General features: G+C 67.3%; 15 protein-coding genes and 1 tRNA gene. 6 read left to right on the top strand and 10 right to left on the bottom strand.

Translation table 11 applies throughout. The features are described from left to right. Nucleotides 1-93: 93 nt before the first annotated feature. The 7 genes from ribA to U1H82_RS10495 all read right to left on the bottom strand — a co-directional run bounded on the left by ribA (nucleotide 94) and on the right by U1H82_RS10495 (nucleotide 6,137). Nucleotides 94-1,143, bottom strand: a complete 1,050-nt coding sequence (gene ribA, locus U1H82_RS10525; RefSeq protein ID WP_322964877.1) for a GTP cyclohydrolase II — start codon at nucleotides 1,141-1,143, stop codon at nucleotides 94-96. Then, a complete protein-coding gene (locus U1H82_RS10520) occupies nucleotides 1,140-1,922 on the bottom strand; it encodes an exodeoxyribonuclease III (protein WP_322964876.1) in 783 nt (260 codons plus the stop codon). The genes ribA and U1H82_RS10520 overlap by 4 nt, the downstream gene beginning before the upstream one ends. A 416-nt stretch (nucleotides 1,923-2,338) precedes the next feature. Then, nucleotides 2,339-2,971, bottom strand: coding sequence for a LolA family protein (locus U1H82_RS10515; protein ID WP_375339514.1), 633 nt, complete (start codon nucleotides 2,969-2,971; stop codon nucleotides 2,339-2,341). Between the two features lie 67 nt (nucleotides 2,972-3,038). Beyond that, the gene (locus U1H82_RS10510; protein WP_322964875.1) at nucleotides 3,039-4,439 is read right to left on the bottom strand and encodes a carbohydrate porin; all 1,401 of its coding nucleotides are present in this window, start codon (nucleotides 4,437-4,439) and stop codon (nucleotides 3,039-3,041) included. A 280-nt stretch (nucleotides 4,440-4,719) separates the two neighbouring features. Then, a complete protein-coding gene (msrB, locus tag U1H82_RS10505; RefSeq protein ID WP_322964874.1) occupies nucleotides 4,720-5,181 on the bottom strand; it encodes a peptide-methionine (R)-S-oxide reductase MsrB in 462 nt (153 codons plus the stop codon). Between the two features lie 21 nt (nucleotides 5,182-5,202). Next, nucleotides 5,203-5,859 carry a DsbA family oxidoreductase gene (locus tag U1H82_RS10500; RefSeq protein WP_322964873.1) on the bottom strand — a complete coding sequence of 219 codons (657 nt, stop codon included), beginning with the start codon at nucleotides 5,857-5,859 and terminating at the stop codon, nucleotides 5,203-5,205. Nucleotides 5,860-5,936: 77 nt separating this feature from the next. After that, nucleotides 5,937-6,137, bottom strand: a complete 201-nt coding sequence (locus U1H82_RS10495) for a hypothetical protein (protein ID WP_322964872.1) — start codon at nucleotides 6,135-6,137, stop codon at nucleotides 5,937-5,939. Nucleotides 6,138-6,331: 194 nt separating this feature from the next. On the opposite strand from U1H82_RS10495, the gene U1H82_RS10490 reads away from it, so the two are divergent. Continuing rightward, entirely contained in the window at nucleotides 6,332-7,081 is a 750-nt protein-coding gene (locus tag U1H82_RS10490; protein WP_322964871.1) for an SDR family NAD(P)-dependent oxidoreductase, read from the top strand. Here the strand turns inward: U1H82_RS10490 and U1H82_RS10485 are convergent, their stop codons facing one another. Further along, nucleotides 7,082-7,588, bottom strand: coding sequence for a GNAT family N-acetyltransferase (locus tag U1H82_RS10485; RefSeq protein WP_322964870.1), 507 nt, complete (start codon nucleotides 7,586-7,588; stop codon nucleotides 7,082-7,084). It lies immediately after the preceding gene. 93 nt (nucleotides 7,589-7,681) lie between these two features. Here U1H82_RS10485 and U1H82_RS10480 point away from each other — a divergent pair, with 93 nt between their 5' ends. After that, on the top strand, nucleotides 7,682-8,368 hold the full coding sequence (locus U1H82_RS10480; protein ID WP_322964869.1) for a hypothetical protein: 687 nt from the start codon (nucleotides 7,682-7,684) through the stop codon (nucleotides 8,366-8,368). Between the two features lie 128 nt (nucleotides 8,369-8,496). Here the strand turns inward: U1H82_RS10480 and U1H82_RS10475 are convergent. Next, nucleotides 8,497-8,571: transfer RNA gene (locus U1H82_RS10475), tRNA-Gly, on the bottom strand. A 129-nt stretch (nucleotides 8,572-8,700) separates the two neighbouring features. Between U1H82_RS10475 and U1H82_RS10470 the strand changes: the two genes are divergently transcribed. The 3 genes from U1H82_RS10470 (at nucleotide 8,701) to U1H82_RS10460 (ending at nucleotide 14,351) form a co-directional block, all read left to right on the top strand. Beyond that, nucleotides 8,701-9,462, top strand: a complete 762-nt coding sequence (locus tag U1H82_RS10470; protein WP_322964868.1) for an ImuA family protein — start codon at nucleotides 8,701-8,703, stop codon at nucleotides 9,460-9,462. Continuing rightward, the gene (locus tag U1H82_RS10465; protein ID WP_322964867.1) at nucleotides 9,353-10,906 is read left to right on the top strand and encodes a DinB/UmuC family translesion DNA polymerase; all 1,554 of its coding nucleotides are present in this window, start codon (nucleotides 9,353-9,355) and stop codon (nucleotides 10,904-10,906) included. Before U1H82_RS10470 ends, U1H82_RS10465 begins: the two co-directional genes overlap by 110 nt. A 157-nt stretch (nucleotides 10,907-11,063) precedes the next feature. Then, a complete protein-coding gene (locus tag U1H82_RS10460) occupies nucleotides 11,064-14,351 on the top strand; it encodes an error-prone DNA polymerase (protein ID WP_322964866.1) in 3,288 nt (1,095 codons plus the stop codon). A gap of 42 nt (nucleotides 14,352-14,393) precedes the next feature. Here the strand turns inward: U1H82_RS10460 and murA are convergent, their stop codons facing one another. Continuing rightward, the gene (gene murA / locus U1H82_RS10455) at nucleotides 14,394-15,674 is read right to left on the bottom strand and encodes a UDP-N-acetylglucosamine 1-carboxyvinyltransferase (protein WP_322964865.1); all 1,281 of its coding nucleotides are present in this window, start codon (nucleotides 15,672-15,674) and stop codon (nucleotides 14,394-14,396) included. Nucleotides 15,675-15,854: 180 nt separating this feature from the next. Here murA and U1H82_RS10450 point away from each other — a divergent pair, with 180 nt between their 5' ends. After that, nucleotides 15,855-16,589: a Crp/Fnr family transcriptional regulator gene (locus tag U1H82_RS10450; protein WP_322964864.1), complete on the top strand. Its 735-nt coding sequence runs from the start codon at nucleotides 15,855-15,857 to the stop codon at nucleotides 16,587-16,589. Nucleotides 16,590-16,987: the final 398 nt, after the last annotated feature.

Below are 16,987 nucleotides of genomic sequence, written 5' to 3'. Positions count from 1 at the left end.
TGTCCCCGCTTGCGAGAACAGCCTGCTCTCGCCGATGGTGACACCCCTCCGTCAGGCCTGCGGCCTGCCACCTCCCCTTGCAGGGGAGGAAAATTAAAGCTGATGCCCCGTCCGGTCGCGCTTGGTCGCGAGATAGCGTTCGTTATGCGGATTGGGTGGCAGGCTGTGTGCGACCCGTTCGATCACCTGCACCCCCGCCGCGTTCAGCCCCGCCACCTTGGCCGGATTGTTGGTCAGCAGCCGCACCGTGTCCTGCCCCATCAGCGTCAGCATCCGCGCCGCCACCCCGAAATCGCGCGCATCGATCGCGAAGCCCAGCCGCGTATTGGCGTCGACCGTGTCGAACCCCTGATCCTGAAGCTGGTACGCGCGCAGCTTGTTGACCAGGCCGATGCCGCGCCCTTCCTGCCGCAGATAGAGCAATATGCCCCAGCCCGACTCGGCGATCGCATGGATCGCGGCATGAAGCTGCGGCCCGCAATCGCATTTCAGGCTGCCCAGCACATCGCCGGTCAGGCACTCGCTGTGCAGCCGCACCAGCGGCGGTTGGCCATTCGGCTGACCGATCAGCAGCGCGACATGCTCGCCCGCCGCATGGGGCGAGCGGAAGGCGACGATCTCGGCATCCTCCGCCCCCGCCACGGGCAGGCGCGCACGGGTGGCGATGGCGAGCGCCTCGGCATTTTCATGCGCGGCGATGTCGGCGAGCGAAATCTCCGCCTCGACGCCGGTCCCACCGACGAAGAAGGCGGGCAGCATCCCTGCGATCCGCGCAAACCGGATCGCCGCCGCCGCGACCGCCGGATCGGGTAGGGGGAGCGCACGGAACGGGCCTTTCAGCGGCGTGGCGAGGTCGAATTGCGGGTCGGCCAGCGCGGTGGCGGCGGCGAAGTCGATCCACGGCGCGCGCTCGACCAGCACGGCGGCGTCGGGATCGGCCGCCTCGATCTGGTTGGTCAGCTTCAGCGTCGCGGCACGCCCGGCCGAGATCAGGACGGGCGCGCGGGCCTTAGGGTCGAAGGCGGCCAGACGCAGCGGATCGGCCGTCTCGACCGCGAGCAGTGGCTGCCCCGCAATCGCGATCGGCCAGCCCCGACGCAGCGCGTCGATCGCGCGCGCGGCTGCCTTCGGATCGGGGCTCAAAAATCGAATTCCGTCATGATCGGGATATGGTCGGAGGGCTTCAGCCAGCTGCGGCATCCCTCGAACACCTGATGCGACACGGCTTTTTCAGCCACGTCGCGCGTCGCCCACATATGGTCTAGCCGCCGTCCGCGATCCGACGCCGCCCAGTCCTTCGCGCGGTAGCTCCACCAGGTATAGAGACGCTCAGGCGCGGGGATGAAATGGCGGCCCAGATCGACCCAGTCGTTCGACGCCTGCAACTTCGCCAGCGTCTCGACCTCGATAGGGGTATGGCTGACCACGTCGAGCAACTGCTTGTGGCTCCACACATCGGCTTCGAGCGGCGCGATGTTGAAGTCGCCGGTCAGGATGGTCGGGCAATCCAGTTTCCCCGACCAGTCGATCATGCGGCCGAGGAAATCCAGCTTCTGGCCGAATTTTGGGTTCACCTCACGGTCGGGCACGTCGCCGCCCGCCGGGATATAGACATTCTCCAGCCGCACACCGTTCGGCAGGCGGATGCCGACATGCCGCGCCTCGGCATTGGCCTGCCAGTCGAGGCGGTCGTCCTCGGTGATCGGCACCTTCGACACGATGGCGACGCCGTGGTGCATCCGCTGGCCATGGATGATGATGTGCTCGTAACCCAGCGCGCGGAACAGGTCGAAGGGGAAGTCGTCGTCGACCACCTTCGTCTCCTGAAGACACAGCACATCGGGCGCGGCCTCCGTCAGGAATTGCTCGACGATCGCGGCGCGGAAACGCACCGAATTGATGTTCCAGGAGGCGATTTTCACGAGGGCCGATGTAGCGGGGGCAGGGGGGTGAGACAAGATTACACCGGCCACGCAATTCCTCCCCTGTAAGGGGAGGGGGACCATGCGTAGCATGGTGGAGGGGTGTCCCGCTCTCGATAGGGAGCGGCAGGTCGGATTGCCCCCGGCAATCCTCGAACCTGCGGGGCAGGTTCGACCTGCCACTCCCCTCCGTCAGGGCTTCGCCCTGCCACCCCCCCCTTGCAGGGGAGGAATGGAAAAAAGGAAAGGCCCCCGCTCCGGGGGCATGGAGCGAGGGCCGACCTAGCGTTCGTCACGCAGGCGGGATGAGGGTGCTCGTTCAAGCAACAGGGGGGAATCTCAAACGCCCCTCAACCGCAACGCCTTGATAGGGCAGCAAACCTGTCGCCCGGATGAATGAAACGGCCCGCCGGCGTTCAGTTACGCGCCGCCGACCTCCGGGGATCGTTGAATCGGAACGCTTTATCGTCCACCGGCACGCCAAAGCGCTGGTTGGACAGGCGAATCGTGGTCCGGTTGTTCTGGCTGTCGAGCGCGACCCAGCCCTGCATCATCAGCCCGCCCGGCGCGGCGGCGTCGCGGGCGAAGACCAGGGTGATCTTGCCGTACTCGGGATGCTTGGGATCGTTCGCCTCGACCGAGAGCAGCCGCGGATCGGCGCTTGGCACCACCTTGGCATAACGGCCGATGTCACGGCTGGGGTCGAGCAGCACGCCCAGCGGCGAGTTCTTTATCGGCCAGCGCTGCACTTGGCGGACCGAATAATCGATGAAGGTCAGCGCGCCGCCGTCCGCGACGATCAGCAGGGGCACGCCCTTCTCATACTGAAACCGGATCTTGCCCGGCTTCTTCATGGTCAGCGTGCCGGTCAGTACCTTGCCCGCGCGGTCGGTCTGGGTGAAGTCGGCGGTCATCGTCTGCACCGATTGCAGGTGGCGCTGCACCGCCGCCAAGTCGCCATTGGCTTGGGCGAAGGCGGGCACAGGCGCGGCGACCATCGCCATGGCGGTCGGCGCCAGCAGGGCGGACGCCATCATCGAACGGATCATCAAATCACTCCTTTGGGCACGCCTGTCCTTGCGCGCCGCCTATTGAACGGGTCGTGAATCATCAGCGTTACAGGGTGAAGGCTGCCTTCAGTCCCAGGATCGTTACGTCGTTGGCTTGGGCATAGCCGCCGGGATGGTGGACGAACTGGACGTTGGGCCGCATCTCCAGCCATTCGGCGGGGTGGATGCTGTAATAGACTTCCGCCGCATATTCCGACCCCTGCACGGCGGGCCGGGTGGGGTCGAGCCGCTGGCCGTCCGCCACGCGGTTGTTCACATGGGTCCGCGCGACGCCGAAGCCCAGCACGTCGCCCGGCACGGCGGGGACCAGCCCCTTGTAGAACAGGCCCGCCGCAACCTGGTTGTCGGTCACGCTGGTCGCGCGGTCGGCCTGGGTCGCGTTCAGGAAGATGCTGAGGCCGTTCTCCGCCTTGCCGTCCTTGGTCTCGCCGGTCAGCTGCTGCTGGATGTTGATATAGACGCCGTAGCGGCTGCTGCGTTCGAGCGGGGCCAGACCGGTGATGGCGATGGGGCGGCGGTTGACGTCGAGGAACACGTCCGGCGCATCCGCCGTCGCGATCCAGCCGCCCAGCTTGTACGATCCGATTCGCCCGGCCGTGGGATTGTTGATCCAGCCGATCTCGGCCGGGACCAGCACGCCGGTCGCGCCCTTGAAATGGCCGATGAAGAAATCATTGTCGAGGTTGCGCGGATTGATCTCATAGACCGCGCCCTGGACATAGAGGTCGTCGCGCGGTTCGTAGCGCAGCCGCGCACCCCATTGGCTGACCGGCCAGTTCTGCCAGTAATCGCCGACCAGATTGCCCGGCTGCGCCCCGCAGAAGCTGAGGTTCATGAAGTGGCAGGAGAAGATGGCGAAATCCTCGCCCGGATTGGTGCGACCGAGCTTCAGCTCGAAGCGATCGCCGATCCGCTGTTCATACCAGAACTGGGTCAGGCGCAGCGTCTGGCCGCGCCCATAGACCTCCTGCACCTGTTGCAGCGTGCCGAGATTCGCATCGTCGCTGAGGTTGCGGCCCCGGCGATAGGTGAGGGTGGCCTGGAACGCGCCGCCCTTCAGCCCCATCACCTTTTCCAGATCGAACAGCGCGCCTGCGTCGAACTGGCCGGTTTCGCGGAACAGCGTCTTGCGCCCGCCGGTGATGTTGGCCGCGCTTTCCGAGGCATAGCGCGCGGTGACGGTGATGCCGCGCTCGTTCAGCCGGGTGCGGATGTCGTGCCAGTCGCCGATGATCCCCGGCGGCGGCGCGCGGCGGGTGTCGGCGGTGATCGCCGAGGGCGCGCTATCGGAGACACGGACGGGACGGCGGCGGGTCGGGGTACGCTGCGTATCGCCAGCGGCCGCATCGGGGGTGACGCGGGCGGCGGTCGGTACGGGGTCGGTGGTCTGCTGGGGCGCCAGCGGGGCCGCCATCAGCAGCGGCGTCCAGATCATCGTCGTCAACATTGCCCCTGTTTCCCGAACCTTATCGTTGCGCGAGCCAAACGATCGGAGGGGAAAAAGGTGCCGTAAACGGCAATGCGTATTCCTCCCCTGCAAGGGGAGGTGGCAGTCTGCAGGACTGACGGAGGGGTGTCCCGGTCGGAGAGGTGGGACAACCTCGCCGGCGGTGACACCCCTCCACCATGCTTCGCATGGTCCCCAGTGACAGGTCGATCATGCCCCCGGCATGATCTGGATTGCCTGGGAGGCAATCCACCTGCCACTCCTTACAGGGGAGGAATTTTCAGCCTTGCTCGGCGGCGCGGACCTGGTCGACGTAATCGCCATAGCCTTCCGCCTCCATATCCCCCAGCGGCACGAAGCGCAGCGAGGCCGAGTTGATGCAGTAGCGCAAACCGCCGCGATCGCGCGGGCCGTCGGGGAAGACATGGCCCAGATGGCTGTCGCCATGCGCCGAGCGGACCTCGGTGCGGACCATGCCGTGGGTAGTGTCGCGCAGTTCGTTGACATGCGCGGGTTCGATCGGCCGGGTGAAGCTGGGCCAGCCGCAATGCGAATCGAACTTGTCGGCCGAGGCGAACAGCGGCTCGCCCGAGACAATATCGACATACAGGCCCGGCTCGCGGGTGTGGAGATATTCGCCGGTGCCGGGGCGCTCGGTGCCGCTTTCCTGCGTCACATAATATTGCTCGGGGGTAAGCTTGGCGAGCGCTTCCTCGGTCTTGGCATAACGGGTGTCGGCCATGGGACTGTCCTTTCCGTGGATTCAGGCAGCAGCAGGTTCGGCGGCGATCTGGCGCAGCGCCTGCTCGAAGGATTCGGGCGGCTGTCCGCCCGAGATGAGATAGCGATTGTCGATCACGATGGCGGGCACCGACTGGATGCCACGCCCCTGCCACAGCCGCTCCGCCTCACGCACCTCGCTCGCATAGCGGTCGGAGGACAGGATCGCGGCGGCCTCGTCGGCATCCAGCCCGGCGCGGGTGACGGCGGCGATCAGCACGTCCTGGTTCGAGATATCCTCGCCACGGGTGAAATAGCTGTCGAACAGCGCGTGCTTCAGCGCCGCCTGCCGCCCCTGGGTCTCCGCCCAGTGGAGCAGCCGGTGCGCGTCGAAGCTGTTATAGATGCGCGCATCGTCGGCCATCGCCATGGTGAAGCCGACCGACGCCGCCCGCTCGCGGATATTGGCGCGGTTGGCCGCGGACTGTTCGGGCGTTGCGCCATATTTGCGGCCGATATGCTCGACGATATTCTCGCCCTCCGGCGCCATGGCGGGGTTCAGCTCGAAGGGCTGGAAATGGATATCCGCCTCGACCGTATCGCCCAGTCGCTCCAGCGCGATCTCCAGCCCGCGCAGCCCGATGATGCACCAGGGGCAGGAAATGTCGGAGACGAAGTCGATACGGAGGCGGCGGGGCATGAGCGATCCTGGCTTGCGCGACCTCGAAGCGGCCGCCCCGCTTATGTGGGAGGGCGATCCGGCCCCCGCAACCGCCCCTACCAGCGCACCCGGACCCAGCTTTCCGCCGTCTCGTCGGGGCAGGGATAGACGATGCGGACGGCCGCCGGATCGCCGGCGGTCATCGCTCCCATGGTCAGCGCAGGCCGGAAATCGCATTGCCCGCCTTTCGCGCGCGGGAAGGGCCCGTGCGGGCGGTCAAGGGCGATTCGGCGCGGGCGTTGCGGTTGTTGATCCATGCCTTTCCTCTCCCGACGCGGATCATGCCGCTGCCCGCCAGCCCCGGCCATCCGGGAAAAGCCCGGTATTTCTATCACTTGGATCGTCACGGGGAACAGGGAAAAGCGCCCGACCCTTTTGCCCTGCGCATGCTTTGCCAGATTCGGTGCCGCCGGATACCAGCAGCGAATCGCGTTGATGAGGAGATGAACGGATGACGAAGACAGCCCTGGTGACCGGCGCGACCGCCGGGATCGGTGCAGGCACCGCGCGCGCCTTTGTCGCGGCCGGATGGCGGGTGATCGGGACGGGGCGCCGCGCCGACCGGCTCCAGGCGCTGGCCGACGAACTGGGCGCGGCCTTCCACCCGCTCGCCTTCGACATCACCGACGAGGATGCGCTCGACGCCGCGCTGGGCGGTTTGCCGGAGGATTTCGCCGCGATCGATCTGCTCATCAACAATGCGGGCCTCGCGCTCGGCACCAAGCCCGCCCAGGACAGCGATCTGGCCCAGTGGCGGACGATGATCGCGACCAATATCGACGGGCTCATCACTATCACCCACCGGCTGCTGCCCCGCCTGATCGAACGGCGCGGGGGGATCATCAACCTGTCCTCGGTGGCGGCGAACTATCCGTACACCGGCGGCAACGTCTATGGCGGGACCAAGGCGTTCGTGAAGCAATTCTCGCTGAACCTGCGTGCCGATCTGCACGGCAAGGGGGTGCGCGTCACCTCGATCGAGCCGGGCATGGTCGAAACCGAGTTCACCACCGTCCGCACCGGCGGCGACCAGGCGGCATCGGATGCGCTTTATGCGGGCTCCGACCCGATGACGGCACAGGATATCGCCGCCACGCTGCTCTGGGTGGCCGAGCTGCCGCCGCATCTCAACATCAACCGGCTGGAACTGATGCCGGTCAGCCAGTCCTTTGCGGGTTTCCAGGTCGCGCGGGCGGGGTGACTATAGCGGTCGGTGCATCACCAGCGCATCGACCAGCCCCAGGCGCGGGTGCCGGAACGCCCCCGGCACCCGCCCGACCGTCGCAAAGCCCAGCGCCGTCCACAGATGCACGGCAGCCTCATTGCTGGCGACCACGAAGTTGAACTGCATCGCGGTGAAGCCCCGTGCACGGGCTGCGTCGAAGGAATGCAATGCCATCGCCCGCGCGACCCCGCGCCCGCGTGCGGCAGCGCTGGTCATGTATCCGGCATTGGCGACATGATCCCCGCCACCCGCCTGATTGGCGCGGAGATAATAGGTGCCGAGGATCACGCCCTCTTCCTCGAACACGAAGACGGTCTTGTCGCTGTCGAACCAGTAATCCAGCGCGGCCGTCTCGGTCATCGCCGGGTCGAGCGCATAGGTCTCACCCGCCCGGATCACCGGCCGGATGATCGCGGCGATGGCGGGCGCGTCCTGAGGAAGGGCGGGGCGGAGGCGCCGCTTCGTATCCGACGGTAAAGGCAATCCTGAATCTTCCCGGATGTTCGATGCTTCGGCCCCCCTCCTAACGCCTGGGGTGGGAGGAACGACATGCCATTTCCACATGATATTCGCAGGATGTTGCTGGCCAGAGCGGAGCAGGATGTCCGCCGCTGGTGTTGCCCGAGAGAGGCGAGGGTCGATCGGAGGCGTCATCCCGATACGCATTGGCTGTGGCTGTTTTCAGGCCAGGTGGAAGCCAATGACGCACGCCTGTTCCTGTCGACGTTTTTGTTGACCAAGTTCGTCGCCTGGGACCGTGCGGGGGTGGCGGCGGCCATCATGGCGATCCAGGCGGCGGCTGCGTTCGACCCGTGCGTCGATATTCCCCGATGGGCGGACAGATTGCCGATCCTGAGGGGGCAGCGGCGGCAATTTAGCTCGGCCGCCAGCAAGATCGCGACCTTTGCCCGGCCACGCGACGAAATCTATATCTGGGACCGATTGGCCAGCAAGGCGGCGCGGCATCGCGATTGGGTTCGCAACGGGCGTGTCGGTGCGCAATATCTCGGGCGGCCTTACGAAGCCGATGGCCGCCATGATTATCCCGCCTTCTGGCGCGCCTGCGATCAGGCGCGGCGGGAAGAGCGTGAAAAGGTGGATTTCCAGCAGGCACGCGACCGGCTGATCGCCGATTTCCGTCATGGGGCGGGCGGGGAGGTCATGGCCGATGCGGCGCGTGTCCCCGATTCCTTCATCGAACGTCGCCTGTTGGACAAGCTGATGTTCTGGGAAGGCACATTGTTGGAAAACCGACCCCTCTGAAGAGCGAGCAAAGGCCTCGGCAACATGTCGGGGCCTATCCCTGCATGGTCATTGCCATGGAACCGCGATGGATTATGGTGAGATGGTCGGTCGTCGCGCGACCTGTGCGATCTCTTACGAGAGACCGCTGGAGCGGGCGAAGGGATTCGAACCCTCGACCCCAACCTTGGCAAGGTTGTGCTCTACCCCTGAGCTACGCCCGCTCTGGCGTTCCGGCCGGTAGATCCCGGCGGGGTGAGGGGCCCAATATAGGGGGGGTGCCGAACCGGCAAGCTCTTTTTTCAAAAATTTTACATTGGCGACTCCCCACTTAGAACATTACAAGAACAAATATGGAGGAATCCTTCGCCCTGATCGATCGCCTGCGCGGGGCCGCCGCACAGGCGGCGCGTGGCCGATCTGGTGAGGGGGATGGGGCGGACGGTGCGCTGCCATCCCTATCGCCGGCGCAACTTCATGAGATTCACGTGCTTTCGACCGAAGAGGCGGCCAGCGGCGCAGGCTTTGCGATCGGGTGCGTGTTGGCGATAGCGGCGCGGCCGGTGCTGTGGCTGCGCACCGAAGCGGCCGAGCGGCAGGGCGGGCGACTCCATGGGCCGGGGCTGATCGCGATGGGTCTCGATCCGCAGGAACTGGTCGTGGTGGTGGTCGCCGATGATTCGGCGCTGCTGCGCGCGGCGGCGGATGGCGCGCGCTGTCCGGGGCTGGGCACGGTGATTACGGAAGGGTGGGGGGCGATGCGCGCGCTCGACCTGACGGCCTCGCGCCGGTTGATGCTGGCCGCCGAAGCCTCGGGCGTGATGATGATCCTGCTGCGTATCGGTGGGCAGGTGGTGTCCAGCGCGGCGGCGACCCGCTGGGCGGTCGCGCCCGCGCCGTCGCGGGCGCTGGCGGCGGATGCGCCGGGTGCGCCCGCCTATGATCTGGAATTGCTGCGCCGACGGGGAGGGCCCGCGGGCGCCCGGTGGCGCGTGGAGTGGAACCGTGACACGCAGAGCTTCGATCCCGCGCCGCTATCTGGCCCTCGTCTTCCCCTGGTTGTCGATCGAGCGGTTGCGGGCACGCCGTCCGCACCTGTTCGTGGCGCGCGATGAGGGGCCGATCGTCTTTGCCGAATCGGTGGGTGGCGGCATCCGGCTCGCCGCGCTCGACCGAGCAGCGGTAGCGGCGGGGCTGACGGTCGGGCTGACCCTGGCCGATGCGCGCGCGCGGGTGCCGGAGGTGGAGGTGTTTCCGCACGACCCCGCCGCGGATGCCGACTGGCTGGAGCGGCTGGCCGAGGGTGCGCGGCGGTACAGCCCGGCGGTGGCGCTCGATCCGCCGCAGGGGCTGGTGCTCGACAGTGCAGGCGCGGATCATCTGTTCGGCGGCGAGCGCGGGCTGGCCGAGGATATCGAGACGCGCATGGCCAGGCGCGGGCTCACCGTGCGGCTGGCCTATGGCGACACGCCCGAGGCGGCGCGGGCTCTCGCACGCCATGCGGGCGCACCCGCGCCGGACGAGATGGGGGCGATCCGCCGCCTGCCCGTCGCGGCGCTGGAGCTGGACGAGGATGCCACCGCCGCGCTGATGGCGGCGGGGCTGAAGCTGGTCGGCGACGTGCTGGGTCGACCGATGGCGACGATCGCGTCGCGATTCGGGCGTGAGGCGGCAACGGCGCTCCGGCGGCTGACCGGCGAGGAGGACAGCCCGCTGACCCCGCGCGTCGTCGCCACACCGATCGGGGTGGAGCGCCGCTTTGCCGAGCCGGTGGCGCGGACCGAGCATATGCTGGGGGTGCTGGAGGAACTGGCGGCGCAAGCGGCGCGCCTGCTGGAGGAACGGCATGAGGGCGGACGCCGCTGGGACGCGCGGCTATTCCGCGCCGATGGCGAGGTGCAGGCGCTGCGGGTCGAGACCGGGCAGCCGACCCGCGATCCCGCCGTGCTGCTGCGGTTGTTCGCCGAGCGGATCGAGGCGCTGGCCGATCCGCTCGATCCCGGATTCGGCTATGACCTGATCCGGCTGGATGTCGGGTTGGCCGAGAAGCTGGATGCGGTGCAGTTGCGGCTGGAGGGTGGCGAGGCGCGGGCGGAGGCGGTGACCGCGCTGATCGACCGGCTGGGCACCCGGCTGGGGCGCGAGCGGGTGCGGCGGATTCATCCGCGCGACAGCCATATCCCCGAACAGGCCGAATTGCTGCTGCCCGCGACGGATAGCGCACCGCGGACGGAATGGACGCCGCCGCCAGCGGGCGAACCGCCGCTGCGTCCGATCCATCTGTTCGACCCGCCCCAGCCGATCGAATCGCTCGCCGCCGAAACCCCGGACGGTCCGCCCGCGCGATTCCGCTGGCGGCGCAAGCTGCATGACGTGGCGCGCGCCGAGGGGCCCGAGCGGATCGCGGGCGAATGGTGGCGCCGCGCCGACATGGCGCCGCCGACTCGCGACTATTACCGGGTCGAGGATGTGCGGGGGCGGCGCTTCTGGATCTTCCGCCACGGCCTGTACAGCGAGACCGAGCGGCCGCGCTGGTATGTGCACGGACTGTTCGCGTGAGGGGAGAGGCCCGAATTCCTCCCCTGGAAGGGGAGGTGGCAGGACGAAGCCCGGATGGAGGGGTGTCGCGGCTTGTGAAGATCATTCTCGCTAGCGGCGACACCCCTCCACCATGCTGCGCATGGTCCCCCTCCCTTTGCATGGGAGGAAAAAGGTAATGCCCGACTTCGCTGAACTGGTCGCGGCGACGCACTATTCCTTCCTCGACGGCGCGAGTTCGGCGGAGTCGATGGTCCAGCAGGCGATCGCGCTGGGGTTGGACGGACTGGGCATTGCCGACCGGAATACGGTGGCGGGGGTGGTGCGCGCCCACCGGGCCTTGCGGCTGATCCGGGAAAAGCTGGGCGAACGGATGCGCCCCTTCGAACTGGTCGTCGGCGCGCGTCTCGTCTTTGCGGACGGGACGCCGGACATCGTCGCCTATCCGGTCAATCGTGTGGGCTGGGGGCGGCTGACCCGGTTGCTGACGCTGGGCAACAAGCGCGCAAGGAAGGGCGGGTGCATCCTGGGGCTAGGCGACCTGACCCGTCATGCCGAGGATTTGCTGCTGATCGTGCTGCCGACCTCCAGCGCGCGGCTTTGCGAGCCGGTGCCCGACGCCATGCTGCCGCCCAGCCGCGCCGATCCGGAGCTGGCCGCAACGCTGGACCGATTGGTCGCGGTGGCGCCGGGGCGGGTGTGGCTGGGCGTGACCATGCCGCGATCGGGCGCGGACCGGCGGCGGCTGGCCGCCCATGCCGCGCTGGCCGAGACGCGGGGTGTGCCGCTGCTCGCCACCACCGATGCGCTGTTCGCGACTGCGGCGGACCGACCGGTACAGGATATACTGACCTGCATCCGCGAAGGCCTGACCGTCCGCACGGGTGGACGGCGGCTGGCGGCCAATGCCGAACGCCATCTGAAGCCCGCCGCAGAGATGGCGCGGCTGTTCGCCGACCGGCCGGGGGCGGTGGCGGAGAGCGTGGCGATCCTCGACCGCATCACCTTCCGGCTGGAGCATATCTCCTACGAATATCCGCATGAGCCGGTGCCCGACGGATGGGCCGCGCAGGATTGGCTGGAGACGCTGGTCTGGACCGAAGCGGCGGACAAGTTTCCCGAGGGCATTCCGGCCAAGTTGCAAGCCTCGTTGACCGAGGAACTCGCGCTGATCCGGGGCCGCCACTATGCGCATTATTTCCTGACCGTGCATGACGTGGTGCGGCACGCCCGCAGCCTGACGCCGCCGATCCTGTGCCAGGGGCGGGGCTCGGCGGCCAATTCGGCGGTGTGCTGGATCTTGGGGGTGACCTCGGTCGATCCGACCAAGCACGACCTGCTCTTCTCGCGCTTCGTCTCGGCGGAACGGGGCGAGCCGCCCGATATCGATATCGACTTCGAGCATGAGCGGCGCGAGGAGGTGATCCAGTACATCTATGATCGATACGGCCGTCACCGCGCCGCCATCGCCGCCACCGTCATCCATTACCGCCCGCGCAGTACGGTGCGCGAGGTGGGACGGGCGTTGGGGCTGAGCGAGGATGTGACCCAGCGGCTGACCAGCACGGTCTGGGGCAGTTTCTCCAAGCAGTTCGAGGAAAAGCGGTTCCACGAAAACGGCTTTTCGCCCGACAATCCCGAGATCGCCCGGCTGCGCACCCTGGTCGACCGGCTGCTGGGGGCGCCGCGCCATTTGTCGCAGCATGTCGGCGGCTTCGTGCTGACGCAAGGCAGGCTCGACGAGACGGTGCCGATCCATAACGGCGCGATGGCGGGGCGGACCTTCATCGAATGGGACAAGGACGATATCGACGAGCTGAAGATCATGAAGGTCGATATCCTGGCGCTCGGCATGCTGACCTGCATCCGCAAGGCGTTTGACCTGATGGAGGCGCATGGACTGCCGCGGCCCGACCTCACCAATCTGGCGCAGGACGAGGACGCGCGCGTCTATACGATGCTGCAAAAGGGCGACAGCATCGGCGTATTCCAGGTGGAGAGCCGCGCCCAGATCAACATGCTGCCCCGGCTGAAGCCCAAGGAGTTCTACGACCTCGTCGTGCAGGTCGCGATCGTTCGGCCTGGGCCGATCGAGGGGGACATGGTCCATCCCTATCTGCGTCGACGCGCGGGAACGGAGCCGGTCAGCTATCCGTCGCCCCGGAACGGCCCGGCGGATGAATTATATCAGCTGCTCGGCAAGACATATGGCGTGCCGTTGTTCCAGGAACAGGCGATGAAGCTGGCCATCACGGCAGCCGGGTTCACCCCTGACCAGGCCAATGAGTTGCGTCGCGCCATGGCGACGTTCCGCAATGTCGGCACCATCCAGAATTTGCATGAGAAGATGGTCGGCGGCATGGTCAAACGCGGCTACGAACAGGAATTCGCCGAGCGATGCTTCAAGCAGATCGAGGGCTTCGGTTCCTACGGCTTTCCCGAAAGCCATGCGCTGTCCTTTGCCCGACTGGTCTATGTCTCGGCCTGGCTGAAATGCCATCAGCCTGCGATCTTCACCTGTGCGCTGCTCAATGCGCAGCCCATGGGGTTCTACGCGCCCGCCCAGCTCGTTCGCGACGCGCGCGAGAATGGCAAGGTCGAGGTGCGTCCGGTGGATGTGAATCACAGCGGCTGGGACAATCGGCTGGAGCGGCGCGAGGACGGCGCGTTGGCGCTGCGGCTGGGCTTTCGGCAGGTCGACGGGTTCCGCGAAACCTGGGGTCACGAAATCGCGAACCACGCACCCTATGAGACCATTGAATCAGTGGCGATCCGCGCACAACTGCCGCGCCGCGCGCTCGACCTGTTGGCGCAGGCCGACGCCTATCGCTCGCTCGGACGTGGGCGGCGCGAGGGGCAGTGGGAGGCACGGCGGATGAAGTCGGCGCAACTGCCGCTGTTCGCCGCGATGCGGGCCCCCGAAATGGCCGCCGAGCCCCATGTCGCCCTGCCGCCCATGCCGCTGTCCGAACAGGTCAGCGCCGATTACCGCGCGACCCGGCTATCGCTCAAAGGCCATCCCATGGCGTTCCTGCGTGCCGAGCTGGCACGCGAGGGCATATTGTCCGCCGCGCAACTCGCCGATCTGGCCGATGGACGACGGGCCAAGGTGGCGGGGGTGGTGCTGGTCCGCCAGCGGCCGGGCAAGGGCAATGCGATCTTCGTCACGATCGAGGACGAGACGGGCATCGTCAACGCGTTGATGTGGGCACGCGATTTCGAGGCGAACCGGCGCGCGGTGATGGCATCGCGGCTGATGCTGATCCACGGCGTCGTCCAGCGCAGCGAGGAAGGCGTCGTCCATCTGATGGCGGCGGGGGTCGAGGACCGCAGCGCGATGCTCACCCGGCTGGAGGATGTGCCCGCCGCGGCTACCCGCTCGCACGACCCGCGTGAGCCGGTGGCACCGCGCGGCGTGCATCCGCGCGATGTCCGGCTGCTGCCGCGCTCGCGCGATTTCCACTGATATCGGGGCCTCCCCAAGCATGGCCTGGGGAGGATGGAACGGTCAGTCGCCGACGCGTTCGATGTCCGCGCCGACCGCCGACAGCTTTTCCTCGAGACGCTCGTAACCGCGATCCAGATGATAGACGCGGCTCACCGAGGTCTCGCCATCGGCTGCCAGGCCCGCCAGGATCAGGCTCATCGAGGCGCGCAGATCGGTCGCCATGACGGGCGCGCCGGTCAGCTTTTCGACGCCCTTCACCATTGCGGTGCGGCCATGGACCTGGATGTCCGCGCCCATCCGCGCCAGCTCGGGCACGTGCATGTAGCGGTTTTCGAAGATCGTCTCGGTCAGCGTGCTGGTGCCCCCGGCCTTGCACAGCATCGCCATGAACTGTGCCTGCATGTCGGTTGCGAAGCCCGGATAGGGCGCGGTCGACAGGGTCAGCGGCTGGAGCGGGCCATGCGCGGTGACGCGGATCGAGTCGCGCTTTTCCTCGACGGTCACACCCGCCTCGGTCAGGGCCGCCAGCGTCGCGCGCATGTCGTCGGCACAGGCACCGACCAGTTCCAGATCGCCGCCGGTGATCGCGGCGGCGCAGGCATAGGAGCCCGCCTCGATCCGGTCGGGCATCACCGAATAGGTCGCGCCGTGCAGCCGATCGACACCCTCGATGGTCAGCGTCTCGGTCCCGATGCCGTCGATCCGCGCGCCCATCGCGATCAGCAACCGGCACAGGTCGACGATCTCGGGCTCGCGCGCAGCATTGCCCAGCACCGAGCTGCCCTTGGCGGTGACGGCCGCCATCAGCGCATTCTCGGTCGCGCCGACCGACACCACCGGGAAGGTATAGCGCCCGCCCGACAGACGCCCGCCGGGCGCGCTGGCCTTGACGTAACCGGCGGTCAGCTCGATCTCGGCACCGATCGCCTCCAGGGCCTTCAGGTGAAGGTCAATCGGGCGGTTGCCGATCGCGCAGCCACCGGGCAGCGACACCCGTGCCTCGCCCGCACGGGCCAGGATCGGGCCGAGCACCAAGATCGACGCGCGCATCTTGCGCACGATGTCGTAGGGCGCCTCGGTCGAGAAGAGCTGACCCGCCCGGATCGTCATCACCCGGCCGAAATCCTCCGGCCGCGTGCCCTCGACCCGCGTCGACGCGCCGATCTGGTTCAGCAGATGGCCGAAGCCATCGACATCGGCCAGACGCGGCAGGTTGCGCAGCGTGACCGGTTCGTCGGTCAGGATCGCGCAGGGCATCAGGGTGAGCGCGGCGTTCTTCGCGCCCGAGATCTTCAGGCGGCCCGACAGCCGGTTGCCGCCGCGAATGAGGATACGGTCCATAGACCTTCCCCCCTAGCGGACGTGCGGGGTATCGCCAAGGGGGGCGGGCGCCCGCCGGCCACCTCCATCGCGCGGCGCGGACCCCCTGTTCCGCCAAGAAAAGGGCCGGTTGATCGATATTAATGCGGGGTCGCGCCCTTGCTGGCTAAGGCACGGGTCCGTTCGGGAGATGAGGTATCGGTGACTGACTGGGGGCTTGCTGATCGCCTGCGTAAATGGGTTTCGCTGACCCCGACCGAGTGCGACGCGCTGTCGCGGCTGGAAGATCGGCCAAGGACGATCCGGCGTGGCACGGTGTTGATCGACGAACAGGTGCGCAGCGAGGAGCTGTTCGTCGTGAAGCAGGGCATGTTGATGTGCTATGTCCTGCTCGACGATGGCAGCCGCCAGATCGTGCGGTTCCTGTATCCCGGCGACCTCTTCGCGCTGTCCGCGCTGGTCTATGGCCGCTCGCTCGACACGATCGTCGCGGTGTCGCATGCCGTCGTCTGCCCGTTCGACCGGGCGGAGATGGCGACGTTGGCGAACGAGCATCCCCGGTTGCTCAGCCTGATCCTCGTCCTCAACCAGATCGAGCGGGTCATCACCACCGATCGGCTGGCGGGGCTGGGCCGCACCTCGGCACGGGCGCGGGTGGCGACGCTGCTGCTGTCGCTGCGCGGCCAGATGCGGCACGCGGGGCTGGATGTCGGCACCTCCTTTGCTCTGGGCCTGACCCAGGAGGAAATGGGCGACGCGATCGGGCTGACCGCCGTCCATGTGAACCGGATGCTCCGCCAGTTGGAGGATGAAGGCCTGATCACGCGCGAAGGGGGGCGCGTCCACCTGCTCGACGAAGCGCGGCTGGTGCGGGAAGCGGGCTATATCGACCGGTTCGAGGGGCTGGACCTCAGCTGGTTGCCACCGGGGCGTTAGGATCGCCCGCCCGCCCATCATCAGAAACGATCGGCGGTCATCACCTTGTTCCACACCTTTACGAAGTCGCGGACCATGCGGGGATGGCCGTCTTCGGCACCGAAGATCAGGTCGTTGCGCGTCGCGCTGTAACGGCGCTCCCGATCCGGTCGCCGCCAAAGGGGAACTTGCCCGCCAGAACCGTCTTATGGTCTTTGATGCAACCAGCTCTCCGGGTTCGTCATTCGAAAATATCAAGCGTGAACAAAGGGATGGAGAGAGGCGGGCGCACCGGCCCACCTATCCGGCGGGGTCATGTCGCATCTGTCATAGACATGGGCGGCCTGTGGTCTTCCCCCGAGCGGAAGGGACGGCCGCTCGTCATGTGCGACAACATCGTTCGCTTCCGGTCGATCCTT

This window comes from Sphingomonas fuzhouensis (assembly GCF_034659795.1).
GTDB classification, from domain to species: domain Bacteria; phylum Pseudomonadota; class Alphaproteobacteria; order Sphingomonadales; family Sphingomonadaceae; genus Sphingomonas; species Sphingomonas fuzhouensis.
Note: the sequence above shows the minus strand (reverse complement) of the source record. Positions and strands in the feature narration are given on the sequence as shown.